Origin of the sequence: Crenobacter caeni (assembly GCF_010435965.1) — a bacterium.
Lineage (GTDB): Bacteria > Pseudomonadota > Gammaproteobacteria > Burkholderiales > Chromobacteriaceae > Craterilacuibacter > Craterilacuibacter caeni.
Genome location: NZ_JAAGAA010000006.1, coordinates 1 through 25,361, shown reverse-complemented (window position 1 = coordinate 25,361; position 25,361 = coordinate 1). Strand labels below are relative to the sequence as shown.

At 67.3% G+C, this 25,361-nt stretch carries 27 protein-coding genes; 22 read left to right on the top strand and 5 right to left on the bottom strand.

Annotated features, from left to right (window positions below):
* The 5 genes from GZH52_RS08140 to radA are packed head-to-tail and all read left to right on the top strand — an operon-like array spanning nucleotide 1 to nucleotide 5,156.
* Complete coding sequence (locus tag GZH52_RS08140; protein ID WP_163315992.1) at nucleotides 1-456, top strand: rod-binding protein; 456 nt, start codon at nucleotides 1-3, stop codon at nucleotides 454-456.
* Nucleotides 440-1,804 carry a flagellar hook-associated protein FlgK gene (gene flgK / locus GZH52_RS08135; protein WP_163315991.1) on the top strand — a complete coding sequence of 455 codons (1,365 nt, stop codon included), beginning with the start codon at nucleotides 440-442 and terminating at the stop codon, nucleotides 1,802-1,804. The genes GZH52_RS08140 and flgK overlap by 17 nt, the downstream gene beginning before the upstream one ends.
* 7 nt (nucleotides 1,805-1,811) lie before the next feature.
* Nucleotides 1,812-2,714 carry a flagellar hook-associated protein FlgL gene (gene flgL / locus GZH52_RS08130; RefSeq protein ID WP_163315990.1) on the top strand — a complete coding sequence of 301 codons (903 nt, stop codon included), beginning with the start codon at nucleotides 1,812-1,814 and terminating at the stop codon, nucleotides 2,712-2,714.
* A 4-nt stretch (nucleotides 2,715-2,718) separates the two neighbouring features.
* Nucleotides 2,719-3,762 (top strand): hypothetical protein, encoded by a 1,044-nt coding sequence (locus tag GZH52_RS08125; protein ID WP_163315989.1) that lies wholly within the window; start codon nucleotides 2,719-2,721, stop codon nucleotides 3,760-3,762.
* Nucleotides 3,763-3,797: 35 nt separating this feature from the next.
* Complete coding sequence (gene radA, locus GZH52_RS08120; RefSeq protein WP_163315988.1) at nucleotides 3,798-5,156, top strand: DNA repair protein RadA; 1,359 nt, start codon at nucleotides 3,798-3,800, stop codon at nucleotides 5,154-5,156.
* On the opposite strand, the gene GZH52_RS08115 is transcribed toward radA, so the two are convergent.
* Both GZH52_RS08115 and GZH52_RS08110 read right to left on the bottom strand, forming a co-directional pair.
* Nucleotides 5,153-5,719, bottom strand: coding sequence for a type II and III secretion system protein (locus GZH52_RS08115; RefSeq protein WP_163315987.1), 567 nt, complete (start codon nucleotides 5,717-5,719; stop codon nucleotides 5,153-5,155). The genes radA and GZH52_RS08115 overlap by 4 nt on opposite strands.
* Nucleotides 5,716-7,401: an ABC1 kinase family protein gene (locus GZH52_RS08110; protein ID WP_163315986.1), complete on the bottom strand. Its 1,686-nt coding sequence runs from the start codon at nucleotides 7,399-7,401 to the stop codon at nucleotides 5,716-5,718. Before GZH52_RS08110 ends, GZH52_RS08115 begins: the two co-directional genes overlap by 4 nt.
* 62 nt (nucleotides 7,402-7,463) lie before the next feature.
* On the opposite strand from GZH52_RS08110, the gene GZH52_RS08105 reads away from it, so the two are divergent.
* The 14 genes from GZH52_RS08105 to infA all read left to right on the top strand — a co-directional run bounded on the left by GZH52_RS08105 (nucleotide 7,464) and on the right by infA (nucleotide 18,473).
* Nucleotides 7,464-7,994: a C40 family peptidase gene (locus GZH52_RS08105; protein WP_163315985.1), complete on the top strand. Its 531-nt coding sequence runs from the start codon at nucleotides 7,464-7,466 to the stop codon at nucleotides 7,992-7,994.
* A gap of 96 nt (nucleotides 7,995-8,090) precedes the next feature.
* Nucleotides 8,091-8,315: a hypothetical protein gene (locus tag GZH52_RS08100; RefSeq protein ID WP_163315984.1), complete on the top strand. Its 225-nt coding sequence runs from the start codon at nucleotides 8,091-8,093 to the stop codon at nucleotides 8,313-8,315.
* A complete protein-coding gene (locus GZH52_RS08095) occupies nucleotides 8,312-9,556 on the top strand; it encodes a lipoprotein-releasing ABC transporter permease subunit (RefSeq protein WP_163315983.1) in 1,245 nt (414 codons plus the stop codon). Before GZH52_RS08100 ends, GZH52_RS08095 begins: the two co-directional genes overlap by 4 nt.
* Nucleotides 9,549-10,232: a lipoprotein-releasing ABC transporter ATP-binding protein LolD gene (gene lolD, locus GZH52_RS08090; protein ID WP_163315982.1), complete on the top strand. Its 684-nt coding sequence runs from the start codon at nucleotides 9,549-9,551 to the stop codon at nucleotides 10,230-10,232. Before GZH52_RS08095 ends, lolD begins: the two co-directional genes overlap by 8 nt.
* Before the next feature lie 38 nt (nucleotides 10,233-10,270).
* Nucleotides 10,271-11,542, top strand: coding sequence for a mechanosensitive ion channel family protein (locus GZH52_RS08085; protein ID WP_239058061.1), 1,272 nt, complete (start codon nucleotides 10,271-10,273; stop codon nucleotides 11,540-11,542).
* 15 nt (nucleotides 11,543-11,557) lie between these two features.
* Nucleotides 11,558-12,160, top strand: coding sequence for a response regulator transcription factor (locus GZH52_RS08080; RefSeq protein ID WP_163315981.1), 603 nt, complete (start codon nucleotides 11,558-11,560; stop codon nucleotides 12,158-12,160).
* Complete coding sequence (nudB, locus tag GZH52_RS08075; protein WP_163315980.1) at nucleotides 12,157-12,609, top strand: dihydroneopterin triphosphate diphosphatase; 453 nt, start codon at nucleotides 12,157-12,159, stop codon at nucleotides 12,607-12,609. The genes GZH52_RS08080 and nudB overlap by 4 nt, the downstream gene beginning before the upstream one ends.
* 21 nt (nucleotides 12,610-12,630) lie before the next feature.
* Complete coding sequence (locus GZH52_RS08070) at nucleotides 12,631-13,809, top strand: ion channel (RefSeq protein ID WP_163315979.1); 1,179 nt, start codon at nucleotides 12,631-12,633, stop codon at nucleotides 13,807-13,809.
* A gap of 65 nt (nucleotides 13,810-13,874) precedes the next feature.
* Entirely contained in the window at nucleotides 13,875-14,624 is a 750-nt protein-coding gene (locus tag GZH52_RS08065) for an endonuclease/exonuclease/phosphatase family protein (protein WP_163315978.1), read from the top strand.
* Between the two features lie 216 nt (nucleotides 14,625-14,840).
* The gene (locus GZH52_RS08060; protein ID WP_136552126.1) at nucleotides 14,841-15,578 is read left to right on the top strand and encodes a methionine ABC transporter ATP-binding protein; all 738 of its coding nucleotides are present in this window, start codon (nucleotides 14,841-14,843) and stop codon (nucleotides 15,576-15,578) included.
* The gene (locus GZH52_RS08055) at nucleotides 15,579-16,265 is read left to right on the top strand and encodes a methionine ABC transporter permease (protein WP_163315977.1); all 687 of its coding nucleotides are present in this window, start codon (nucleotides 15,579-15,581) and stop codon (nucleotides 16,263-16,265) included.
* 39 nt (nucleotides 16,266-16,304) lie between these two features.
* Nucleotides 16,305-17,114 (top strand): MetQ/NlpA family ABC transporter substrate-binding protein, encoded by an 810-nt coding sequence (locus GZH52_RS08050; RefSeq protein ID WP_163315976.1) that lies wholly within the window; start codon nucleotides 16,305-16,307, stop codon nucleotides 17,112-17,114.
* 55 nt (nucleotides 17,115-17,169) lie between these two features.
* A complete protein-coding gene (locus GZH52_RS08045; protein WP_163315975.1) occupies nucleotides 17,170-17,919 on the top strand; it encodes a CHAD domain-containing protein in 750 nt (249 codons plus the stop codon).
* A 299-nt stretch (nucleotides 17,920-18,218) separates the two neighbouring features.
* The gene (infA, locus tag GZH52_RS08040) at nucleotides 18,219-18,473 is read left to right on the top strand and encodes a translation initiation factor IF-1 (protein WP_136552118.1); all 255 of its coding nucleotides are present in this window, start codon (nucleotides 18,219-18,221) and stop codon (nucleotides 18,471-18,473) included.
* 60 nt (nucleotides 18,474-18,533) lie between these two features.
* Here infA and GZH52_RS08035 read toward each other — a convergent pair whose 3' ends face one another.
* Nucleotides 18,534-19,454, bottom strand: coding sequence for a 2-hydroxyacid dehydrogenase (locus GZH52_RS08035; RefSeq protein ID WP_163315974.1), 921 nt, complete (start codon nucleotides 19,452-19,454; stop codon nucleotides 18,534-18,536).
* Nucleotides 19,455-19,563: 109 nt separating this feature from the next.
* On the opposite strand from GZH52_RS08035, the gene GZH52_RS08030 reads away from it, so the two are divergent.
* Nucleotides 19,564-19,776 (top strand): sigma factor-like helix-turn-helix DNA-binding protein, encoded by a 213-nt coding sequence (locus GZH52_RS08030; RefSeq protein ID WP_136552114.1) that lies wholly within the window; start codon nucleotides 19,564-19,566, stop codon nucleotides 19,774-19,776.
* Between the two features lie 144 nt (nucleotides 19,777-19,920).
* Here GZH52_RS08030 and dnaE read toward each other — a convergent pair whose 3' ends face one another.
* Entirely contained in the window at nucleotides 19,921-23,364 is a 3,444-nt protein-coding gene (gene dnaE, locus GZH52_RS08025; protein ID WP_163315973.1) for a DNA polymerase III subunit alpha, read from the bottom strand.
* Nucleotides 23,365-23,451: 87 nt separating this feature from the next.
* The gene (locus tag GZH52_RS08020) at nucleotides 23,452-23,697 is read right to left on the bottom strand and encodes a PhaM family polyhydroxyalkanoate granule multifunctional regulatory protein (RefSeq protein ID WP_163315972.1); all 246 of its coding nucleotides are present in this window, start codon (nucleotides 23,695-23,697) and stop codon (nucleotides 23,452-23,454) included.
* A gap of 113 nt (nucleotides 23,698-23,810) precedes the next feature.
* On the opposite strand from GZH52_RS08020, the gene GZH52_RS08015 reads away from it, so the two are divergent.
* Both GZH52_RS08015 and GZH52_RS08010 read left to right on the top strand, forming a co-directional pair.
* On the top strand, nucleotides 23,811-24,602 hold the full coding sequence (locus GZH52_RS08015) for a ChaN family lipoprotein (protein ID WP_163315971.1): 792 nt from the start codon (nucleotides 23,811-23,813) through the stop codon (nucleotides 24,600-24,602).
* 77 nt (nucleotides 24,603-24,679) lie between these two features.
* Nucleotides 24,680-25,198, top strand: a complete 519-nt coding sequence (locus GZH52_RS08010) for a DUF2062 domain-containing protein (RefSeq protein WP_203525679.1) — start codon at nucleotides 24,680-24,682, stop codon at nucleotides 25,196-25,198.
* The last annotated feature ends 163 nt before the right edge of the window (nucleotides 25,199-25,361 follow it).

Genomic DNA, 25,361 nt, shown 5'->3' with positions numbered 1-25,361 from the left:
ATGCGCCTTGAAACCCGACTGAACACTGTCCCGGCAGCCGATAAGGAAGGCAGCGCACCGGTCGCGCCCGCGGCCGACGCTGAGTACCGCGCGAAGGTCGACAAGGCCGCCGAGGCCTTCGAAGCGCAGTTCATCCGGCAGATGCTCGCCCAGATGCGCCAGGCGACCCGCACGCTGTCCGGCCCGGACGGGCTGTTCGCCAACCCGGTCAACCGCGACATGCTCGATATTGCCGACACGGCGGTTGCCGACGCGCTCGCGCGCACCCGCCAGTTCGGCCTTGCCGACATGATCGTGCGCGACCTGCTCGGCGAGCCGCTTAAGAATGCCGGCGGCGCGGTCGCCTTGAATCAGCAAGCCCATGCAGACGGGGCTGCGCTGGCCGCGTTCGCGCCGCCGCTGCGCGCCCCGTTCCACCGCACGCAGGAAAGCCATACCGATGCGCATGATCAATAACGCCCTCTCCGGCGCGCTCGCCGCGCAGGCGGGCTTGCACGCGACCAGCCAGAACCTCTCCAACCTGCTGACGCCCGGCTATTCGCGCCAGGGCGTGCTGCTCGCGGCCAGCGTGCCGCGCAGCGCTCAGGCGGGCGACGCCGGCAACGGGGTGACCGTGGTGTCGATGCGCCGCTACAACGACGAATACAAGAGCCTGCAGATGTGGCAGGCCAACACCCGGCTGGGCTACCACGAGGGGCGCCAGCCCTTCTTCCGCCAGCTCGAGCAGGTGGCCGGCAGCGAGGGCACCAGCCTGTCGGTCGGCCTCGACCAGTTCTACGCGTCGCTCAACGTGGCCAGCGCCGAGCCGGGTTCCATCCCGCTGCGCCAGCAGGTGATCGAGTCGGCGCAGGCGCTCGCGCACCGCGCCAACAACCTGATGGGCGTCACCGACGCGCAGATGTCGGCGCTGCGCGAGCAGCGCGGCGCGATCGTCGGTCAGATCAACACGCTGACCGGCACCCTCGCCAGGCTCAACGACGAGATCGCCGCGGGCGAGGCCGCCGGGCTCAATACCGCGGGCCTGATGGACGAGCGTGACCGCCAGATCGACGCGCTCGCCGGCATGCTCGACGTGCGGGTGGTCAACCAGCCGGACGGCAGCAAGACGGTGACCCTGCCCGACGGCCAGCCGCTGGTGGTCGGCAACACCGCGTCGGTGCTCGAGGCCAAGGACAACGCCGACGGCAGCCAGACGCTGACCTTCACCTTCGGCAAGCTGAAGTTCCCGCTGGCCAGCGACCGTGTCGGCGGCCGCCTGGGCGGCCTCAACGAATACGAGACCCAGGTGCTGCGCCCGATGCAGGACGGCGTGCGCACGCTGATGCAGACGCTCGCCGACGACGTCAACGCGCAGCTGGGCAAGGGCTTCGACCTCAACGGCAAAGCGGGCGCGCCGCTGTTCGTGTTCGACGCGGGCAAGGGGCGGCTCGAGATCGCCAAGATCAAGGCGGACGAGCTGGCGTTTTCGGCGACTGGCGCACCCGGTGACAGTGGCAACCTGCAGGTGATCATCGCGCTCAAGGACAAGAAGATCGACCTGCCCGGGCTGGGCAAGGTGACGCTGGGTGACGGTTACGCGCAGCTGTTGTCGCGGCTGGCGACGCAGAGCCAGCAGAACGACGCCGGGCTGGAGACCGCCAAGGTGGTGCGTGCCGAGGCCGAGAACAACTGGTCGGCCACCAGCGGCGTCAACCAGGACGAAGAGGCGATCAACCTGATGGAATTCCAGAAAATGTACCAGGCGAACATGAAGGTGGTCGCCGTGGCCAACAGCCTGTTTGACAGCACGCTGGCGATCTTCTGAGGCGGATATGCGCATTTCGAGCACACAGTTCAAGACCACGATGGCCCTGACCCTGCAGCAAAGCCAGGGCACGATGTCCGATTTGATCATCAAGATGGGCAGCGGCAAGAAGCTGCTGCGTCCGTCGGACGACCCGATCGCCAGCCTGCGCCTGTTGCGCCTCGAGCGCGACGAGGCGGCGCTCGCGCAGTACCGCGAGAACATCTCGACCCTCAATTCCCGGCTGTCGACCGACGAGGCGCTGCTGGACGGCATGAAGTCGGATACGCAGGCCGCGCGCGACCTTTTGGTGTGGGCGGCGGACGGCAACAACAGCCTGGACGACCTCGCGGCGATGGCGACCAGCCTCGAGTCGCTGCGCGACAGCCTCCTTTACAGCGCGAACAGCAAGGACGGCGACGGACGCTACCGTTTCTCGGGGACCGCCACCGGCACGGCCGCGATGCTGTTCGACGAGACAGCGGCGCCCGGCACGCGTTACAGCTTCGGCGGCAACGAGAACCTGCAGGAGGTGCTGGTCGGCGACGGCGTCAAGCAGCCGGCCAATACTACGCTCTCCGAAATGGCCGACCTCCTGAACGCGCTGGACAAGGCCGTGGACTCGATCAAGAACCCGGTGCCCGGCGCGGATGTGAGCGCGGGGCTGCGCGACGCGCTGGGGCAGGTCGACGCGGGGCTCGAGGCGATCACCGGCAAGATGGCGCGCATCGGCGGCGCGCAGAACACGTTGTCGGTGATGGACCAGAATCACGAGAACGTCAGCCTCGCCAACCAGGGCGTGGTCGGCGAACTGGGCAGCCTCGACTACGCGAGCGCCTACCTCGAGCTCAATACCTGGACGATGGCGCTGCAGGCGAGCCAGAAGGCCTACGGCAAGATCAGCAGCCTGACGCTGTTCGACGTGGTGTGATGCGATGAGCCTGCCGATTTCTTCCCTCGACAAGGGCCGTGGCAGCGCGCGCTACCGTGCCGACCAGGCCGTCTCGCCGCGTCCGGCCGCCGGCATCGGCCCGCTTGACACCGAGGCGGCCAAGGCGCCGCTGGCCGCGCCGCGCAACCGCGAGCCTGCGACCTGGCGCTACAGCGCGCAGCTGAACGACCAGCTGACCTCGGCGCAGCGCTCGCTCGACTACCTGGACGACCTCTACCTGCGCATGCAGGCGATGAAGGGCGAGCTTGGCCGCCAGCTCTCCGAGCGCGAGATCGACCCTTCGGACATGGAGGCGATGGCAGAAAGGGTGCGCGAGGCGTGGCGCGAACGCGGTGCGAAAAGCGGCGGCAGCCTGGACAACCAGCTGCACCTGCGCCTGAATGGCGACGCGAGGCAGCCGTTCACCGTGCGCGGCTTCGAGCTGGCGAGTCTGCGTGAGGGCAAGGCGGAAACCCTGTTATTCTACGCGGACGGCGCCGGCAAGCCGCCTGCGCAGGTCGCGGTCGGCGACAATCGGCCGCTCGACACCCTGCTGCGCGACCTCAATCGTGCGCTGATGCCCTCCGGCGTGCAGGCGGCACTCGACGACGCGGGCGAGCTCGCGTTTTCGGTTGGCGAGGCAGCGTGGCCGCAGCTGCGCGAACGTTTCGCCGCCAGCGGCGGCGGCGTGCGCCTGCCGGCCGGCGTGCCGCAGCGGCTGCGCCTTGACGCGCAGCCCGGCCTGCTCGACGGGCAGCCGGCGCCGGGCAGCGACCACGCGTCGGTGCGCCAGCGCCTGCAGTTCCTGGTGCAGGCGATGGAGCAGGTCGCGCAGGCGCGCGCGTCGGTGAAGGCGGCGATTGCCGAGGCGCGCCGTTCGATCGAGGCGCTCTCGCGCATGAACGAGGAAGTCTGGGCGCGTTCGTTTGCCGGCGATTTCAACGCCAGGCTCAACCGCCCCGACGGCGAACAAGTCCTATTCGAAGTCATCCCCGCGTTGGCCGGCGTCAGCCGCCACCGCGTCTTGTCCCTGCTGGCGTTGCGCTGAACGCGCGCGGCCCCGGCGGGGCCGGAGTCCAGCCTATGGCCAAAAGCAAGACCATCTACAGTTGTACCGAATGCGGCGGCACGTCCCCCAAGTGGCAGGGGCAGTGTCCGCATTGCAATGCGTGGAACACCCTCGTCGAGGCGGCCGACACGCCGCAGACCCAGCGTTTCGAGAGCTGGACCAGTCACGCCAGCCGGGTCGAGTCGCTCGCCTCGGTGCAGGCCGAGGAGGTGCCGCGCACCAGCTCGGGCATGGAAGAGCTCGACCGGGTGCTCGGCGGGGGGCTGGTCGCCGGTGGTGTGATTTTGCTCGGCGGCGACCCGGGCATCGGCAAGTCGACGCTGCTCCTGCAGGCGCTCGCGACCCTCGGCGCGCGCGAAAAGGTGCTCTACGTGTCGGGCGAGGAGTCGCCGCAGCAGATCGCCTTGCGCGCGGTGCGCTTGCAGCTGGACGCAAACCAGGTGCGCCTGCTCGCCGAGATCCGCCTCGAGGCCATCCTCGCCGCGCTCAAGCACGAGCAGCCCAAGGTGGCGGTGATCGACTCGATCCAGACCCTGTATTCGGACCAGGTCAGCTCGGCGCCCGGCTCGGTGTCGCAGGTGCGCGAGTGCGCAGCGCAGCTCACCCGCATCGCCAAGCAGTCGGGCATCACCATCATCCTGGTCGGCCACGTCACCAAGGAAGGCGCCATCGCCGGCCCGCGCGTGCTCGAGCATATCGTCGACACCGTGCTCTATTTCGAGGGTGACAGCCACTCGAGCTACCGCATGATCCGCGCGATCAAGAACCGCTTCGGCGCCGCCAACGAGCTGGGCGTGTTCGCGATGACCGAGCGCGGCATCCGCGGCGTCTCCAACCCCTCCGCGATCTTCCTGTCCTCGTACCGCGACGACGTCGCCGGCTCGTGCGTGACGGTCAGCCAGGAGGGCACGCGCCCCTTGCTGGTCGAAGTGCAGGCATTGGTCGACGACGCGCACGGCTACCAGCCCAGGCGCCTGGCGGTCGGCCTCGACCAGAACCGCCTCGCGCTGTTGCTGGCGGTGATGCACCGTCACGCCGAGGTCGCCTGTTTCGACCAGGACGTGTTCCTCAACGCGGTGGGCGGGGTGAAGATCGGCGAGCCGGCGGCGGACTTGGCGCTGGTGCTGGCGATGGTCTCGTCGCTGCGCAACAAGCCCTTGCCGGAGAAGCTGGTGGTGTTCGGCGAGCTGGGCCTGGCCGGCGAGGTGCGCCCGGTCACCCGCGGCCAGGAGCGGCTGCGCGAGGCGGCCAAGCTCGGTTTCACCCGCGCGCTGGTGCCGCAGGCGAACCGGCCGCGCCAGGCGATCGAAGGGTTGGAGGTGATTGGCGTCGAGCGGCTGTCCGAGGCGGTCGACTTCATCTGCGAGCGTTAAGTCAGCGCGCGCAGCACCCTGAGGCGAATCTCGCTGCCGCCACCGCTTGAGGCGACTTCGGCGCCGAACACGAAGACGCGCGCGCCGCCTGCCTGGTCGCTAAAGCGGCCGACGGTCACCCACTGGCCCAGCGGCGCGCTGATTTCGGTGACGAGGCGCCGTCCCTGAACCTGCCCGTCGCCGGCAAAACGGCTGTCGTCGACGGCGACCGACAGCCGGACGGAATTCGCGCCGGTGAGCGTGGGCGTCACCCAGAAGCCGCGCACCGCCTGCTGCACGGCACCGCCATCCCCGCCTATCCACCACGGCACCGCGCGTTCTTCGCCGAACGAGATCGACGCGCTCATGCCGTCCTGCACCATCACCGACTGCGTGCTGCCGCTGCTGCTGTTGCCGCTGGACAGCGACCAGCCGCCGGCCTTGGGGGTACCCCACTGGATGCTGGCGCCGCCCTGGTTGCGGGTGGCATTCACTTCGACTACCAGTTGCGCGGGCAGGGCGGCGGCAAGCGGGGAGAGGGTGGCCGCGCAGAGCGCGGCGAGCAGGAATCGTCGTTTCATCATTCGTAGTCCTTGGACGCACGCCAGATCGACAGGATCAGCCAGCAGCTGTTGACGAGCGCGATCAAAAAGCCGAACAGCCCCAACAGCGGCAGGCCGAGCAATTTGGGGCCGGCGTCGACGGTCAGCACGATGGACGAGCCGATGATCAGGCAGCCGGTGACGATGCCCATGGTCAGCCGGTTGCTGCTCTTGTCGATCTGTCGGCCGAAGTGGTCGAGGCGGGCGAGGTCGAGGTTGACCCGGAAACGGCCCTGGCGCACGTCGCGCAGCATGCGCACCACGTCGTGCGGCACGCCGGCGAGCATGGCGACGGAGTCGGCCAGCGAGCGGCGGGTACGCGCGGCCAGCGCGGCGGGCTTGTAGCGCGCGCGGATCAGCGTGCGCACGAAGGGAGTCACCTGCTCGAGCAGGTAGAAGTCGGGGTCGAGCTGGCGGCCCAACCCTTCGAGGGTGATCAGCGCCTTGAACAGCATCGCGAGGTCCGGCGGCAGCACGATGCCGTGGTCGCGGATCAGCGACATGATGTCGTCGATCAGCTGGCTCAGGTTGAGCTGGCCCAGCGGCACGTGGTCGTACTGGAACATCAGTTCGGAAACGTCGTGCGCGAAGCGCTGCTCGTCGACCGGGTTCCTGCCGACCCATTCGAGCAGGGTGTCGGTCATCGCGCGCTCGTCGTGGCGCGCCAGTGCGAACAGGAGGTTGACGATCTCGTCGCGGCGCACATGCGAGAGGCGGCCGACCATGCCGAAGTCGATGAAGGCGATACGGTTGCCCGCGAGGTAAAACACGTTGCCCGGGTGCGGGTCGGCGTGGAAGAAGCCGTTGATCAGGATCATCCTGAGCACTGCATCAGCGCCGCGCCGTGCCAGTAGCCTGGGGTCGAGCCCGGCGTCCGCGAGCAGGTCGAGGCGGCCGGCTGGCACGCCGTCGACGAAGTCCTGTACGTTCACTTCGCTGTTGCTGCACGCCCAGTAGACGCGCGGCACGCGCACGTGGTCGTCGTCGGCGAAGTCGCGGCCGAAGCGTTCCATCGCCCGTCCCTCGGCGGCGAGGTCGAGTTCGCGCTTGAGCGAGCGGCTGAACTGGTTGACGATCTCGCGCGGCTGGAAATGGCGGGCGTCGGGGAATTCCAGCTCGATCAGGTAGGCCAGATGCGCGAGGATGCGCAAGTCGGCGTCGACCTTGGCGACGATGCCCGGCCGGCGCACCTTGACCGCGACCGCGGTGCCGTCGGGCAGGGTGGCGCGGTGCACCTGCGCGATCGACGCCGAGCCGATCGGCGCGCGCTCGAAGCTGGCGAACACTTCGGTGAGCGGCCGGCCCAGGCTTTGCGCGATCAGCGCCTCGATGTCGGCGCCGGGCAGGGCGGGAACACTGTTTTGCAGTTTCTCGAATTCGGCGATCCACTCGGGCGGGAACACGTCGACCCGGGTCGACAGGATCTGGCCGAGCTTGATGAAGGTCGGCCCCAGCGCCTCGAGCGCGCGGCGCAGGCGTACCGGGGTCGGGATTTCGCTCTCGCCTTCCGGGGGCGGCGCCTCGAAAAAGCCGGCCACGCGGGCCACCGTGCGTGGCAGGCCCAACCGCTCGGCGAAGCGGCCGAGCCCGTGGCGGATCAGGATGCCGGTGATTTCCTTCAGGCGGGGAAGGTCGCGCATCGCGACCAGCGTCTCTCTGAGCATGAAACTCCCGTGTTCCGGGGCTTGGCTTTACACTCAAGCCCTCGTTCGATAGAGTGCAGTGTATGAAATTGCCCCTGTCCTTGCTAGCGCTGATTTTCGCACTCTTTATGGGTAGTGTGTACGCGGCGCCGGTGTCCGCCGACGAGGCCGCGCTGGCGGCCGAGCAGGCCGACCCGATCGCCCGTTTTGCCCAGAGTTCGGGCGAGGAGGCCGTGGGCGACTTGCTGTTGCAGGCGATGAGCCTGCTGGGTGTGGCCTACCGTTTTGGCGGCAATTCGCCGACGTCCGGGCTCGATTGCAGCGGCTTCATCAAGTATGTGTTCGAGAAATCGCTGAAGGTGAACCTGCCGCGCACCTCGGCCGAGATGGCCAAGGTCGGCCGCGCGGTCGACCGGGGCGAACTTGTGCCCGGCGACCTGGTCTTCTTCGATACGCGGGGATTTCGCAATTCGCACGTCGGGATTTATCTGGGCGGCAACAAGTTCATCCACTCGCCGCGCACCGGCAAGACGGTCGAGGTCGCCAATATGGGGCAGTCTTACTGGGCGGGCCGCTATAATGGAGCCCGTCGCGTCCAGCGCGGCGCGAATTGACATGACGAAGGCCCGGGCGGCTTGAAGCCCAGGGCCAGCATACACCCGGTCGGTGCCCGCCTTGGCGGGCATCGGCTTTTTGAACGGAAGCTAGCAATGACGCCAGAAATGCCGGTGTGGCGCGACGCGGACGGCAACGTCCTCGCCTGCGTCGAGAAGATCAAGGTCATGCGCGAGAACATCGAAGAGCTCGCCCAGCTCGCGCAGGACGCGTTCGAGGACGCGCTGTTGATGGGCTGCGCCGAGGCGCAGATCCGCGACTACCTGGTCGAGCTGATGCGCGGGCTCGACAACCCCTACCGCCAGGGGCCGGACGCATGAGCGTGCCCTTCGAGGTCATGATCGGCCTGCGCTACCTGCGCGCCAAGCGCCGTAACGGCTTCATCTCCTTCATCTCGCTGGCGTCGGTGATCGGCATCGCGCTGGGCGTCGCCGCGTTGATCATCGTGCTCTCGGTGATGAACGGCTTCCAGAAGGAGATCCGCGGCCGCCTGCTTGGCGTCGCCTCGCACGTCGAGGTGTCCGGCCTGCAGGGGCCGCTGTACGACTGGCCGGCGGTGGCCAGGCTCGCCAAGCAGGAGCCGGGCGTGGTCGCCACCGCGCCTTTCGTGTCGGCGCAGGGCCTGCTCAGCGCAGGCGGTGCGGTGCGCGGCGTGATGGTGCGCGGCATCGATCCAGTGCAGGAAGACCGCGTGGTCGACGTCGGTCGCCACATGGTCAAGGGGCGGCTCGCCGACCTGAAGCCCGGCGAGTTCGGCGTGCTGCTGGGCGCGGAGCTTGCCCGCCAGCTGGGGGTCGGCGTCGGCGACAAGGTTACGCTGATCACCCCGCAGGGCAACGTGACGCCGGCCGGCATGATGCCCAGGCTCAAGCAGTTCACGGTCAAGGGGCTCTTCAAGGTCGACATGTACGAGTACGACGCGAGCTTCGCGATGGTCGACCTCAAGGACGCGCAGACGCTGTTCCGTATGGGTGACGGCGTCTCCGGCGTGCGCCTGAAGCTTGCCGACCTGTTTGCCGCGCCAGTGACCAAGGCCGCGCTGCAGCAGAAGCTGCCCGAGGCGTGGGTGACCGACTGGAGCGACCTGAACGCCAACTATTTCCGCGCGGTGCAGATCGAGAAGCGGATGATGTTCATCATCCTGACGCTGATCGTCGCGGTCGCCGCGTTCAACCTGGTGTCGACGCTGGTGATGGTGGTCACCGACAAGCAGTCGGACATCGCCATCCTGCGCACGCTGGGCGCGTCGCCTGCGAGCATCATGAAGATCTTCATGATCCAGGGGGCGGTTGCCGGCGTGCTGGGCACTCTCGGCGGGGTCGCGGGCGGCGTCGCCGTCGCGCTCAACCTCGACGTGATCGTGCCGGCGATCGAGCGGCTGATCGGCACCAAGATCCTCTCCAGCGAGGTCTACCTGATCGACTACCTGCCGTCCGACGTGCAGTTGTCCGACGTGTCGACCATCGCGCTGGTGTCGCTGGTGCTTGCCCTGCTGGCGACGCTCTACCCGAGCTGGCGCGCGGCGCGCACCCAACCTGCGGAGGCACTGCGCTATGAGTAAGGTGATCGAGGCGGTCGGCCTCTCCAAGGTGTACGACGAGGGCAATCTGGACGTCGAGGTATTGTCCGGCATCGACCTGGCGGTCGGGCAGGGCGAGCGCATCGCCATCGTTGGCGCGTCGGGCTCGGGCAAGAGCACGCTCATGCACCTGCTGGGCGGGCTCGACGTGCCAAGCGCCGGGCGCGTCAGCGTTGCCGGGCAGGACCTGGCCGCGCTTGGCGAAGCCGAACGCGGACGCCTGCGCAACGAAAAGCTCGGTTTCATCTACCAGTTCCACCACCTGCTGCCGGAATTCACCGCGCTGGAAAACGTGATGATGCCGCTTCTGATCCGGCGCCAGCCGCGCGAGGCGGCGGCCGAGGCCGCTGCGGCGATGCTGGAGAAGGTGGGGCTGGCCAAACGGCTCGCGCACAAGCCGGGCGAGCTCTCCGGCGGCGAGCGGCAGAGGGCCGCGATCGCGCGCGCGCTGGTCACGCGGCCGGCCTGCGTGCTCGCCGACGAGCCGACCGGCAACCTCGACCGCAAGAACGCCGACGCGGTGTTCGGCCAGATGATGGAGCTCAATGAAGAGCTTGGCACGGCGCTGGTGATCGTCACCCACGACCACGAACTGGCCGCGCGCGCGCAAAGGACGCTGCTGCTGGACGCGCAGGGGCTGCGTGCGCTCGAGCGCTGATTTTCAAACCCTATCTTAAGAAGTACGGAGTATTTGTTTTGCTGAACCGGAATGAACTGATTTTTGACTCGCTGAGCGCCGTCCTGCAGACGGTGCCCGGCCTGACCCAGCTGGCGGTCGCGCTTGCATGCGTCGCACTGGGCTGGCTGTTCGGCAGTTACGTCTACCGGCATTATTACCGCAGTCACCCCGAGCGCTCCGAGCGCTTCTTCTCCTACCTCGGCCTGCGCCTGGCGATGCCGGCGATGGCCACCGTGCTGTTGATCGCCGCGGCGATCGGCTGGCACATGGTGACCGCGACCGGCGGCAGCGTGCTGCGCACCTGTGCGACACTGATGTTCTGGCTGTCGCTGATCCGCGTGGTCTCGGCGGTGCTGCGCCAGGCGCTGCCGCGCGGCCGCTTCGAGCGCGGCAGCGAACACCTGATGGCGTCCGTGCTGTGGCTGTTTTACGCGGCGTGGGCGGTCGGCATCGACGCCGTGGTGATCGAGTGGATGACGTCGATCTCGTTCACCATCGGCAAGACCCGCCTCGACCTTTTGATGATCGTCAACGCGATCCTGTGGGTGACGGTGATCGTGATCGGCGCGCTGTGGGTCAGCCGCGTGATCGAGTCGCGCCTGATGCGCGTCAAGGACCTCGACCTGTCGCTGCGCATCGTGTTCTCCAAGATCGCGCGCACGGTGCTCTTGGTCGCCGCAGTGCTGATCGCGTTGCCGGTGGTCGGCATCGACCTGACCGTATTGTCGGTGTTCGGCGGTGCGCTCGGTGTCGGTCTCGGTTTCGGCTTGCAGAAGATCGCGTCCAACTACGTGTCGGGCTTCATCATCCTGCTCGACCGCTCGATCCGCATCGGCGACCGGCTGGAAGTGGAAGGGCGGCTCGGTGTGGTGACCAAGATCACCAGCCGTTTCGTGGTGCTCAAGAGCGCCGACGGTTCGGAGGCGCTGGTGCCGAACGAGGCGCTGATCTCGAGCACGGTGGTCAATACCTCGTATTCGGACAAGGCGGTGTGGACCAGCCTGCCGGTCGGCGTCGCCTACGGCACCGACCTTGAGCTCGCGCTGCGTCTGCTCAAGGAAGCGGCCGACCATCCGCGCGTGTTGAAGGATCCGGGACCGAACGCCTTCGTGGTCGAGTTTGCCGACTCCAGCGTCAACCTGACCCTCGGGGTGTGGGTCAGCGACCCGGAGAACGGCTTTCTGGGTCTGAAGTCCGACATCAACATGGCGATCTGGCGCAAGTTCCAGGAACACGGCATCCAGATCCCGTTCCCGCAGCGCGAAGTGCGCCTGCTCGGCGACCAATAAGCTTAGGGGGGCAGTATGCAGGCGCTGGCCATCATCGACGACGACGCGGCGGTCCGCGACGCGCTGGTCTGGCTGCTCGAAGGGCAGCCGTACGCGGTCACCGGTTTTGACAGCGCCGAGGCGCTGCTCGAAAGCGGCGACGCCGGCCGCTTCAACTGCCTGATCGTCGACCTGCGTCTGGGCGGCGTCAGCGGGCTGGTGCTGCTTGAAGAGCTGAAGGCGAGGGCGTATTGCCCGCCGGTGATCATGCTCACCGCGCACGGCGACGTGCCGCACGCGGTCGCTGCGCTCAAGTTGGGCGCGGCCGACTTCCTGGAAAAACCGTTCGACGACGAGCGCCTGCTCGCGCTGATCGCCGACTGCATGGCGCGCGACGCGAGCGCGCGTGCCGAACACCAGAGGCTCAGCCATGTGCGCGAGGCGCTCGGCTCGCTGACCGAGCGCGAGCGCGAAGTGATGGCGCTGGTGCTCGGCGGCAAGCTCAACAAGCAGATCGCCGACGAGCTGGCCATCAGCATGAAGACGGTCGAGGTGCACCGCGCGCGCGTGTTCGACAAGATGGGCGTCAAGTCGGCGGTCGAGCTCGCCGGCCGTCTGCAGACACTGAAGGGGGCATGATGGCCGGATACAAGCAGCCGGTGTCGGTGCTGGTGCTGATCCATACCGCGGCGGGGCGCGTGCTCCTGATCGAGCGCGCCGACAGGCAGGGCTTCTGGCAGTCGGTCACCGGCAGCCACGAAGCGGACGAAGCGCTCCCGGACACCGCGCGGCGCGAGCTGATGGAAGAGACCGGCTTTGCGGCCAGCGCCGGCGTGCTGGACAACTGGCAGCAACACAACGTCTACGAGATCTACCCGCACTGGCGGCACCGCTACGCGCCGGGGGTCACCCACAACACCGAACATGTGTTCGGTTTCTGCCTGCCTGGGGAGCTGTCGCCCCTGCTGAACCCGCGCGAGCATACCGCGTTTGAATGGCTAGACTGGCAGGAGGCCGCCTGCCGGGTGTTCTCGCCATCAAACGCGGCCGCGATCCGCGAACTGGGGCGTCGCCTGGCGTCCACCTGACCATACCGCAAAGGGGGCGCCTTGCTCGGCGAACGACTGCAGCAGTGGCACCGTTTCGTGCCGCAGTGGCCATTGGCGTTCTTGATGCTCGTCGAGGCGTCGTGGCTGGGCTACCCGCTGGCGACAGAGTTGCCGAGGGTGTTGCCGCACAACTTCTGGCACGCCGAGGCGGTGATCCTCGCCGAATTCAGCTGGGTGATGCTGCCCAGGCTGTTGCTGGTCGCAGGGCTCGTGCTGATGGGAGCGGGGTTGTTATTGCGCGCCCGCGCCGCCTGGTTCTTCGCCGTGCTGCTGCTCGCGCTGGTCACGCCGCTGCTGTGGCACACCGGCCTTGGGCAGCGCGCGCCGCTCGCGCTGTCCTGGGGACTCATCATCCTGCTGGTGGTCTTTCGCGACAGTTTCCAGCGCTCCAGCGTCGCCGCCGGCGCGCTGGTGACGCTGCTGGTTGTCAGCGCCTTGCTCTGTTATGCGATGTTCGGCTCGCTGTCGCTGGGCAGCGACTTCGCACCGCCCATCCTCAACCCGATGACCGCGCTGTATTTCAGCCTGGTCACCATGACGACGGTCGGCTATGGCGACATCGTTCCCAAGAGCGACGGCGCGCGGCTGTTCACCCTGTCCATCATTATCCTCGGCATCACCGTGTTCGCCGCGGCACTCAGCACGCTGGCCGGGCCGATGATCAATTCGAGCATGCAACGCATCATCAAGGGAAAGGGACGCCGGATGAAACGCTCCGGGCATTTTCTGATCGCCGGTTTTTCGCCGCTCGCGCAAAACCTGTACGCCGACCTCTCCGCGCGCGGGCTGAAAGTGACCGTGCTGTTGCCGCCCGAGCGCGCGCAGCACAGCCTGCCGGACGACGCCGACGTGGTGGTCGGCGAGACCTCCGACACCACCGTGCTCAAGGGGGTCGGTGCCGACATGGCGCACTCGGTGCTCGCGCTGGGCGACGACGACGCCGAGAACGCCTTCGTGATCCTCGCGATGAAGGACCTCGCCGCCGACGTGCGCACCGTCGCGCTGCTCAACGACAGCCGGCACCTGGAAAAGGTGCGCCGCTGCCAGCCCGACGTGCTGCTCGCGCCGCAGCTTCTGGGCAGCCAGCTGCTCGCGCGCCTGCTCAACGGCGAGTCGATGGACAAGGACACCATCACCACCTTGCTGCTGCAGGGCGATCCGGGCAAGCTTGGCGATTGAGCGCGTTTGACGCAGGACAGGGAAAGGCTGCGCCCCAAGTGCCAAGCTGTAGCCAGAGGTGAGCGATGAAACCGCTGAGCATGGCGACGTACAACATCCACAAGGGGATGTCCCCGCTGAACCGGCGCGTGCAGCTGGGAGAGATCGCGCGCGCGCTGGACGCCTTGTCGGCCGACGTGGTGTTCCTGCAGGAAGTGCAGGGGCGCAACGCGCTGCGTGCGCTCAAGCACGACAACTGGCCGCGCCAGCCGCAGCACCAGTTCCTCGCGCGCGAGCTGGGCAGCCGCGCGACCTACGGGCTCAATGCCTCGTACGACCACGGCCACCACGGCAATGCGGTGCTGTCGCGTTTTCCGGTGGTCGAGTGGTGCAACCTCGACATCAGCGTCAACCGCTTCGAGAGCCGGGGCATCCTGCACTGTCTGCTGCAACCCGCGGGCTGGAAGACGCCGGTGCTCGCCTTGTGCGCGCACCTGAACCTGCTCTCGCGCGACCGGCGCAAGCAGTTCGAGGCGGTGACCCGCTACCTCGAGCACAATGTACCGCCCGGCCTGCCGCTGATCCTGGCCGGCGACTTCAACGACTGGCGCGACGAGGCGAGCCGCATCCTCGCCGAGCGGGCCGGGCTGTCCGAGGTGTTCCGCACGATGCAGGGCGAGTGCGCGAAGAGTTTCCCGGCGCGCATGCCGATGCTGCCGCTGGACCGCATCTACGTGCGCGGCCTGCGCCCGGTCTCCTGCGAGGTGCACCGCGGCCAGCCTTGGGCGCGCCTGTCCGACCACCTGCCGCTGTCCGCGCAGCTGCTGCCGGCGTAGGGTGAAAATATTCTGTATACAGTCTATTGACGAAGCCGGGCGCTTCTTGTAGATTTTGCCATCAGTAAACGCCGATTTGACACAGCTTGCGGGCGTAAAACAGCTAAAGCGTGGGGCAGACCGCAAGGTCTGTGCCGTCTCCGTCACAGGGGAACTCCCATCGCATCTGGCCCGCCGCAGCAATACCGGCGGGCTTTTTGTTTTGGAGCGAACCCGATGATTTCACTAGGCAGCGTCAGCAAGCGTTTCCGCCACCCGGACGGTGGCTGGTTCGACGCGATCAACGATGTATCCCTGTCGGTCAAGGCCGGCGAAGTGTTCGGCCTGATCGGCTTCTCCGGCGCCGGCAAGTCGACCCTGCTGCGCCTGATCAACCTGCTCGAGCGCCCCGACGCGGGCTGCGTGCTGGTCGACGGCCGCGAGCTGACCGCACTGTCCGCCGCCGAGCTGCGCCGCGCCCGCCAGAATATCGGCATGGTGTTCCAGCAGTTCAACCTGCTCGCCAACCGCACGGTCGCCGAGAACGTCGCCTTCCCGCTGGAGATCGCCGGCTGGGACAAGGCCGCGATCCGCGCGCGGGTCGCCGAGTGCCTGGAGGTGGTCGGCCTGGCCGACCGCGCCGAGCACTACCCGGCGCAGCTCTCCGGCGGCCAGAAGCAGCGCGTCGGCATCGCCCGTGCGCTGGCGCCGCGCCCGAAAGTGATCCTCGCCGACGAGCCGACCTCGGCGCTCGACCCGAAGACCACGCAGAGCGTGCTCGAGTGCCTGGCCGACATCAACCGCCGCTTCGGCGTCACCATCGTCATCGTCACCCACGAGATGGGCGTGGTGCGCGCGATCTGCCATCGCGCCGCCTTGCTCGAATCCGGGCGCCTGATCGAGGTGATGGACGTCGCCGGTGGCGAAGTCGAGGCGAACAGCGCCGCCGCGCGCGAACTATTGGAGGCCGCGTAAATGGAAGAACTCACCCTTGCCCAAGCCTGGGAAAACCTGGTGCTGCTCGGCCCGGAAATCTGGCAGGCGTCGCTGGAGACCGCGCTGATGCTCGGCATCGGCCTCGCTTCGGCCATCCTGATCGGCGGCCCCCTGGGCGTGTGGCTGTACCTGGCCCAGCCCGGCCAGATCCTTGCCAACCGCTTCGTCGCCGGGGTGCTCGGCTGGCTCGTCAACCTGGTGCGCTCCTTCCCCTTCATCATCCTGATGGTGTCGCTGGTGCCGCTCACCCGCATCCTGGTCGGCAGCACGATCGGCCCGGTCGCCGCCGCGGTGCCCTTGTCGTTCGCGGCCATCCCTTACTTCGCGCGTCTGGTTGAGCAGACGCTGCGCGAAGTGCCGCGCGGCGTGGTCGAGGCGGCCGAGGCGATGGGGGCGAGCCCGTTCGAGATCGTGTTCAAGGTGCTGCTGCGCGAGGCGCGCTCGGGGCTGGTGGCCAGCCTGACCATCCTCACCATCAGCTTCCTCAGCTACTCGGCGGTCGCCGGCGTGGTCGGCGGCGGTGGCATCGGGGACCTGGCGATCCGCTACGGCTACTACCGCTTCCAGACCGAGGTGATGGTCGCGATGGTGGTGCTCCTGGTCGTCGTCGTGCAGCTGATCCAGTTCGCCGGCAACCGCATCGCCCAGAAACTCGACAAGCGTTAACCCAGTTCATCCAGAAGCAAGACCCACAAGGAGAAAACCATGCGTAGAACCCTGCTCAAGTCCATCGCTGCTGCCGCGGTCGGCGTCGCCCTGTCCGCCACCGCGTTCGCCGCTGACCCGGCCAAGAAGTCCATCGTGATCGGCACTACCGTCGGCGACTTCGGCGACATGGTGAAGCTCTCGATCAAGCCCATCCTGGAAAAACAGGGCTACCAGGTGAAGCTGGTCGAATTCACCGACTACGTGCGCCCGAACCTCGCGCTGGCCGAAGGCTCGCTCGACGTGAACGTGTTCCAGCACAAGCCCTACCTCGACACCTTCGCCAAGGAGCACAAGCTGGACCTCGCGCCGGCGTTCCAGGTGCCGACCGCGCCCTTGGGCGTTTATCCGGGCAAGCTCAAGGCGTTGAAGGACGTGAAGGCGGGCAGCACGCTGGCCGCGCCGAACGACCCGTCCAACTTTGCCCGCGCGCTGGTGATGATGGCTGACCTGGGCTGGATCAAGCTCAAGCCTGGCGTGAACCCGCTGACCGCGTCCGAGCGCGACATCGCGCAGAACCTGAAGCAGGTGAAGATCGTCCAGCTTGAGGCGGCGCAGCTGCCGCGCGCCCGCGGCGACGTCGACTTCGCGGTGATCAACGGCAACTACGCGACGAGCTCGGGCATCAAGCTGACCGAGGCGCTGTTCCAGGAGAAGAGTTACGCCTACGTCAACTGGGGCGCCATGAAGCGCGCCGACGTGAACAAGCCGTGGGCCAAGGACGTGATCGCCGCCTACAATTCCGACCAGTTCAAGAACTGGGCGAAGCAGAAGTACGCCGGCTACAAGTACCCGCAAGCCTGGAAGTAAGGCGACCCGCGTATCGGGATCAGGGGCAGCACGCCGGGCGTGCCGCCCTTTTTTCATGGGAGCGTTCGTGTACCTGAAGGTTGAACCGCTGCGCACACGCTGGGCGGCGGCGCTGTCCGCGCTCGCGGACCCGGCGCACGCGGCGCACCAGGACGCGGTGCACGAGGCGCGCGAGGTACTGCGCATCGTGCGCGTGTTGCTCGCGGGCGTGCCGTCACAGCGCGCCCGTGCCTTGCGTGTTGAACTGGGCCGCGCCTACCACGACAGTACCACCGCGCGCGAACTCGAAGTGATGCTTGCGCTTGCAAGCCGGCACTTGGGCGGGCAGGGTGCAGCGCTTGTGCTGCGCCACGCACCAAGGCTGGCGGCCTTGCGGGCCTTGCTCGCCGCACGTTTTGCAGCGCTTGCCGCGGCCGTTGAGGCGTTCGCGCTGCTGTCCTCCGTGCGCCTGCGCCGGCGACGCGTGCGCCGTCATGCCCAAAAGCTCTGGCGTGCCGTGCTCGCGATGCGGCGCCGTGCACGGCGCAAGGGCGGCGAGGCGCACTGGCACGCGCTGCGCATCGCGCTTAAACGCTACCGCTTTTACGGCGAGCTGTTCGCTGCCGCCCTGCCGGCCAAGGGCGCGGACAGGGTACGCCGTTGCCGACGCCTGCAGGGGCTGCTCGGCCAGTGGCGGGACTTGGCTGCCCTGGAGGCATTCCTCGCGGAGGAGGGCGGCGTGTTGGCCGGCGCACGCGTAGAGCTCGGCGGGCTGGCTACCGCCGCGTTTGCCGATGCGCGCCGGGCCGCCGCACGGCTGCGCTAAACTGTGGCATAATCTGCCGTTTCGTCGCGGCCGGTGGCGAGATGGTGCAAACCATTTCACGTCACTTGCGGTATACTCCGCGCAGGAAAAGCTGTGCTGCCCGTTGGCTGAGCGCGTCTGCAACCGGTTTTGCCGGGTCCCGCCCGCCTCGTTTTGCCTCGTTTCCCGCCACGACCCTGCCGTTCGGCAGCTTCCGTCAGCCTTGCGGCTGCGGGGGACGGTCAATGAGGGGGCAGACCACGCATCAATCGATAGAAGACGCCCGCCGCCACGCGACGCGGGCAATCGGAGAAGGTTTTATGGCTAAAGAAGAACTGTTGGAACTGCAGGGCGTCGTCGTCGACGTCATGCCGGATACGCGCTTCAAGGTGCGTCTGGAGAACGGCGTTGAGGTCGTCGCTTACGCGTCGGGCAAGATGCGCAAATTCCGCATCCGCATCCTGGAAGGCGACAAGGTGACCGTCGAGATGTCGCCGTACGACCTGACCAAGGCGCGCATCAGCTTCCGTCACAAGGAAGAGCGCAGCGGCCCGCCGCCGCAGCACCGCCGCTAAGCGCGGGTGATCTATCTAGGCGACGGCACCTTCGGGTGCCGTCGCCTTTTTGTTGTCCGCTCAGTAGCCGCGCGCGCGCTCGACCAGACCCGCCACCGGCTCGCCCTGTTCCAGTTGCAGCAGCTTGCCGGCGATCTGTGCCGCAGCGTCGGCGGGCAAGGTCTGCGCGGCGACATGCGGGGTGATGGTCACCCCGGGGTGCGTCCACAGCGGGTGGCCTGCCGGCAGCGGCTCGTCGGCGAACACGTCCAGCAGCGCGAAGCGCAGTTGCCCGCTCTCTAGCGCGGCGAGTAGCGCGTCTTCGTCAAGCTGGCTGCCGCGCCCGGCGTGTACCAGCGCCGCACCTTGCGGCAGGTGGGCGAGCGTGCGTGCGTTAAGCAGTTGGCGGGTGTCGGTGGTGGCCGGTAGCAGGTTGACGACGACGTCGCTGCCCTCCAGTAGCGCCTGCAGCGCGCCCGGGCCCGACAGGCAGCGCACGCCGCGGATGTCGCGCGCGGTGCGCGAGAAACCGCTGACGCGGTAGCCGTCGGCGGCGAGATGTGCGGCGACATGGCCGCCCATCTCGCCCAAACCCAGCACGCCGACGCGTACCTCGCTGCGCGCCACCGCCGGCAGTACTTGCCAGCGCCGTTCGGCCTGCTGCGCGCGGTAGCGGTCGAAGTCGCGCTGCCAGGTGAGCACGCCGTAGCGCGCGTACTCGAGCATCTGGGCGGCCATGCCGGCGTCGGTCAGGCGGACCAGCGGGACATCGTCGGGCAGGTCGTCGCGTTCCAGCAGGTGGTTGACGCCGGCGCCCAACACGAACACCGCGCGCGGCGCGGCGAAACGGGCAAAGAAGCCGGCCGGTGGCTGCCAGCAGACGAAATAAGCGTCGCTGCCGTCGGGGGCTTTGTCGGCGGCGATCACCGGTTGGCCGGGCAGTGCCTGGCGTAGCGCGGCGATATAACGTTCGCCTTCGCTCGGGTGGTGGACGATGATCATGGGCGTATCCCTTGGGTTTGAGGTCGGTAGCGTCGACCTTTGCACAAATACTGCAAGCCTCTATGCTGAAAAAAGCCGGCGCACGCCGACCGTCAAGGAGGGCATCCCGATGCGTCTTGATATCTTCAACCAGGTCGCCGACCTGATCGGCCTCAAGAAGCGCTCGCGCGAGGCGGTGTGGCTGATCGAGATCGACGGCATGACTTGCAGCGGTGCCGCCCGCCAGATGGACCTGTCGGTGTCGACCGTCTCCCGTGCGCACGCTCGCTTCAGGCGGGCGATTGGCGCGATCAACGCGCTGACGCCCCATTTGCCGATCTGACTTAGAACCTGTTCACGATCTACTGCGCACCGCCGATACGGCGTTTAAAACCGCTTCGAAATGCTCATGTACCACCTGTACATTCCGCTTTCTCAGCCGTTTTCGCCTTGTCTCGCCCTCGCTCGCGAGATCGTGAACACGCTCTTACCAGATGATCCTGACCTTGCCCTCGCCGACCACTTCGGCGAGGCTTTCCAGCAGGCTGTCGTCCAGCCTGACGCCCCACGCCGGCGGCAGCATCATCTCGCCCGCGGCGCTCGCGTTGCGGTAGCTGATGCGCACCGGGCAGCCGGCGTCTTCGCTCCGGTAGCCCAACAGCGCCGCGCGCAGGCGGCCGACGTCGATGTTGTCGTCGATAGCCAGCGCGAGGCTGCGCGCGTAGCGGCTGCGGGCTTCGCCCAGCTCGTACAGGTGGTCGGCGAGGATGCGGATGCCGCCGTTGAAGCGGTCTTCGCCGACCTTGCCCTCGACCACCAGCACCGTGTCTTCCTTGAGCTTGTCGCGGTTGGCCTCGAATGCCTCGGCGAACAGCGAGACCTCGAGCTTCGCGCTGCCGTCGTCGAGCTGGACGAAGGCCATCTTGCCGCGGTTGCCGACCTTGACGCGGATGCCGGTGACAAAGCCTGCCATCAGCTGCGCCTCCTTCTTCGGTGTCAGCCGCGCGAGCGAAGTCTTGATGAAGCCGCGTACCTCCTGTTCGTACGGCTTGAACGGGTGGCCGGACAGGTAGTAGCCGATCGCCGTCTTCTCTTCGGCCAGTTCGACCGCCGGCGTCCACGGCTTGTGTTGCGTCATCTCGATCGCGGGGGCCAGCTCGTCGCCGAACATGTCGAACAGGCCGCCTTGGCCCTCGTTGGCTGCTTCCTGGTCTGCCGCCTCCATCGCGAGGCCGACGTTGGCCAGCAGTCGCGCGCGGTTGCGCTCGATCGCGTCGAAGGCACCGGCGCGGATCAGCGCCTCGATGGTGCGCTTGTTGACGAGCTTCTTGTCAGTGCGCCGGCAGAAGTCGAACAGGTCGGTGAACGGGCCGCCGGCCTCGCGCACCGCGACGATATGGTCGACCGCCGACTCGCCGGTGCCCTTGATCGCGCCCATCGCGTAGCGGATATGGCTGCGGTCGGTCGGCACGAAGCGGTAGAAACTCTCGTTCACGTCCGGCGGCAGGAAGGTGAGGCCATTGGCAAGCGAGTCGTCGTAGAACACCTTGAGCTGGTCGGTGTTATCCAGTTCGCTCGACATGGTCGCTGCCATGAACGCCGAGCAGTGGTGTGCCTTCAGCCAGGCCGTCTGGTACGACACTACTGCATATGCCGCGGTGTGCGACTTGTTGAAGCCGTACTCGGCGAACTTCGCCATCAGGTCGAAGAGGTGGGTAGCTAGCTCCTTCGGGTAGCCCTTCTTCTCGGCGCCTTCGGTGAAGATGCCGCGGTGCTTGTCCATCTCCTCGGCTTTTTTCTTGCCCATCGCGCGGCGCAGCATGTCGGCACCGCCGAGCGTATAGCCGCCGATGATCTGCGAGATCTGCATCACCTGTTCCTGATACACGATCACGCCGTAGGTCGGGTCAAGACACGCGGTCAGGTCGGGGTGGAAGTAGTCGACCTCCTGCTTGCCGGCCTTGCGCAGGATGAAGTCGTCGACCATGCCCGAACCCAGCGGGCCCGGACGGTACAGCGCCAGCACGGCGATGATGTCTTCGAAACGGTCGGGCTTGAGCTTCTCCAGCAGCCGCTTCATGCCGTCCGATTCAAGCTGGAACACCGCGGTGGTGTTCGCCGTCTGCAGGATGCGGTAGGCGGCTGGGTCGGTGAACTCCAGCAGGTTGAGGTCGGTGTTAAAGCTCGGGTCGAGCGCCTTGATGTAGCGCTCGGCCAAGTCGATGATGGTGAGGTTTCTGAGGCCCAGGAAGTCGAACTTCACCAGGCCGATCTTCTCGACGTCGTCCTTGTCGAGCATGGACACCGGCACCGCGTCGTCGCCGGAGGCCTGGTACAGCGGGCAGAAGTCGGTGAGCTTGCCCGGCGCGATCAACACGCCACCTGCGTGCATGCCGATGCCGCGGGTCAGGCCTTCGAGTTTCTTGGCGAGTTGCCACAGCTGTGCGACTTCCTCCTCGTTCTCCAGGCGCTGCTTGAGCACCGGCTCCATCTCGAGCGCGTCGTCGAGCGAGTACTGCTTGCCCGGTGCGGCGGGGATCAGCTTGGAGAGCTGGTCGCAGAAGGTGTACGGCAAGTCGAGCACACGGCCGACGTCACGGATTACCGCCTTGGCGGCCATGGTGCCGAAGGTCGCGATCTGGCTGACCGCCTCGTGGCCGTACGCCTCGCGCACGTATTCGATCACCCGGTAGCGGTTGTCCTGGCAGAAGTCGACGTCGAAGTCAGGCATCGACACCCGCTCGGGGTTGAGGAAACGCTCGAACAGCAGCGCGTATTCGAGCGGGTCGATGTCGGTGATCTTCAGGCTGTACGCGACCAGCGAGCCCGCGCCCGAACCGCGGCCGGGGCCGACCGGGCAGCCGTTGAGCTTGGCCCAGTTGATGAAGTCGGCCACGATCAGGAAGTAGCCCGGGAAGCCCATCTGGATGATGGTGTCGGTCTCGAACTTGAGCCGGTCTTCATAGCGCTGCCGCTGCTCCTCGCGTTCGGCCGCGTCCGGGTAGAGGTCGACGAGGCGCTCCTCCAGCCCCTCCTTGGCGCGCAGCACCAGGAAGTCGTCGAGGCTCATGCCGTCCGGCGTCGGGAAGTCTGGCAGGTAGTTCTTGCCGAGGCCAATGGTCAGGTTGCAGCGCCGCGCGATCTCGACGCTGTTCTCCAGCGCCTCGGGGACGTCGGCGAAGCGCTCGAGCATCGCGTCGGTGTTAAGGAAGTACTGGCAGTCGGCAAATTTCTTCTGGCGGCGTTTGTCGGAGAGGGTGTAGCCCTCGGCGATGCACACTCGCGCTTCGTGCGCCTGGAAGTCGTCCGGGTCCATGAACTGGATCGGGTGGGTGGCGACCACCGGAAGATCGGTCTCGCCGGCGACCCACAGTGTTTGCTGGACGATCTGTTCGATTTGCGGGTTGTCCAGCCGTTGCAGTTCGAGATAGAACGCGCCGGGGAAGCGCTCGGCCCAGTGCCGCGCGCGTGCGATCGCCTCGTCCGGGTTGCCGTTGGCCAGCGAGACGCCGACGTCGCCCAGGTGCGCGCCAGAGAGGCAGATCAGCCCGCTGTTGTCGCCGGAGTCCAGCCACTCGCGGCGCAGCTCGGCGCGGCCGCGCACCTGGTTGTGGGTGAACGCGTCGGCCAATAGTTCGCACAGACGGCCGTAGCCGTCGCGGTTCTTGGCAAGCAACAGCAGGCGGGTCGGCTTGTCTGCGTCGGCCGGGTTCTCCAGCCACACGTCGCAGCCGATCAGCGGTTTGACCCCCGCGTCGCGGCAGCCCTTGTAGAACTTGACCAGGCCGAACATGTTCATCAGGTCGGTCATGCCGAGCGCCGGCATGCCGTCGGCCTTGGCGCGACGGATCGCGTCGTCGAGGCGGACGATGCCGTCGGTCACGGAAAATTCGGAGTGCAGCCTGAGGTGGACGAAGCGGGGTGTAGTCATCCGCGCATTCTAGCGGCTTGCCGCGTGGCGCACCAATGGCGCGCGCGGGGGGCTACAATCGAACGATGACGGCGTTCTCGGGGGAGCTTACTTGTCGGGTTTGGCCAGCGCGTCAAGAGCGGCCTTCTGCATCTCGAGGGTCTTGATCTGCATGGCGAGCATGCCCATGTTCATCGCCATCCAGTTCTCGATCACGCGAAGCTCGGCGAGCTTGCGTTCGATCTCCTCGGCCGACAGGGGTGGCAGGAAGGCTTGCGGGGTTGTCGGCGCCGCGCCCTGCCAGAACTGGCGGAACAGCGCGAAGGGATCGGCCGGATTGAATTCCTGACTCATGGTTCACCCTTTCCGGCGGCCTGGCCGCCCAATACACGTTAAGGAGCGTAGCGGACGCGATGGCAGGCATGCAACAAGGAAGGTGGAGGAGAGGTGCGCTGGCGCTGGCGCTTGTGGCAAATCTGTCCGCGGCCGAGGGTTCCGGCGCGCCGGCGCGCGTCGCCGCCGCCATGCAGGGGGACGCCGTGGTGCTGTTGGGCGAGGTGCACGACAACGCCACCGGCCACGCGCTGCGCGCGCGCTGGCTTGGCGATGCGGTGGCGGCCGGTTGGCGTCCGGCGCTGGTGTTCGAGCAGTTCGAGGCCGCGCGGCAGGGCGAACTTGCCGCGGCGCGCTCCGCGTGCGGCCGTGACGCCGGCTGCCTGATCGAACGTGCGGGCGGCGGGGGCTGGGACTGGCCGCTGTACCGGCCGCTGGTGCAACTGGCGCTCGACAACGACCTGCCGATGGTTGGCGCAGGCATCGGCCGCAGCGGGATGGGTGCGCTGCGTCAAGGCGGCTACCCGGCGCTGTTCGACGCGGCGACACTGGCGCGCTACCGGCCGGATGCCGCGCCGGCGGACCTGGTGGCCGGCCAGCGCCGCGCGATCGAGCAGGGCCACTGTAACAAGCTGCCCGCGCGTGCGGTCGACGCGATGTTGCCGATGCAGTTTTCCCGCGACATCGCAATGGCCGACGCGCTGTTGGCGCACGGGCAGAACGGTGCGGTACTGATCGCCGGTAACGGCCATGTTCGGCAAGACCTGGGCGTGCCGCGCTGGTGGCGGGGCAGGGCGGAACCGCGCGTGGTCGGCTTTGTCGAAGCGGCCGGGGACGACGCGCTGTATGACGTGACGGTGACCGTGCCGGCTGCGCCGCGCGAAGACCCTTGCGCCGCGTTCGCCGTGCCGGCCGGCAAAAGTTAGTCACTGACCGGCTTTTGATGGCCTGCCCCCGGCGGGCAAGCTAAGATTGCACTTACTTCTCTTTAACGAGGCCGAACGTGAAAAAGACGCTGCGCCGCTGGTTGCCGGACGCGAAGACCGTGCGCGAGAACAGGTCGCTGAAGTGGCTCGCACCCTTTCTCGGGCGTGACGAACTGTGGTACCTGAGCCGGCGCGGTGTCGCGCTGGGCATGGCCGTCGGCGTGTTCTTCGGCCTGCTCACGCCGTTCGCGCAGATCCTGTTCGCTGTCGCGGTGTCCATCCTGTTGCGCGCCAACGTCGCGGCCGCCGCGCTCTCCACGCTGGTGACCAATCCGGTGACCTTCGCGCCGGTGTACTGGCTCGCCTACCGGGTCGGGCAGTGGCTGCTCGGCGGTGCTGCGGAACTCCCGCCGGACCACACGAGCCTGCTCGCCGACCTGACCGGCGTGGGCAAGCCACTGCTGGTCGGCCTCGTGCTCTTCGCATTCACCGTCTCGCCGATGGTCTATTTCGGCGTCAACGCGCTGTGGCGGGCGAGTTCCGCTTGGGCGTGGCGCCGCAGGAGCCGGCGCCGGGCACGCGCCGCCGGCGTTTAGAACGTGCTCATGATCTCGCGAGCGAGGGCGAGACAAGGGAACTTCCAGAAACCTCCCGTTCTGGCATGATCTGAGCATGCACTGACCGAGACGCACCGACATGAAGAGCCTGTTTGCCGCCGAAGAACGTGAAAGCAAGCTGTCCAAGCTGGGTGATCCGCTG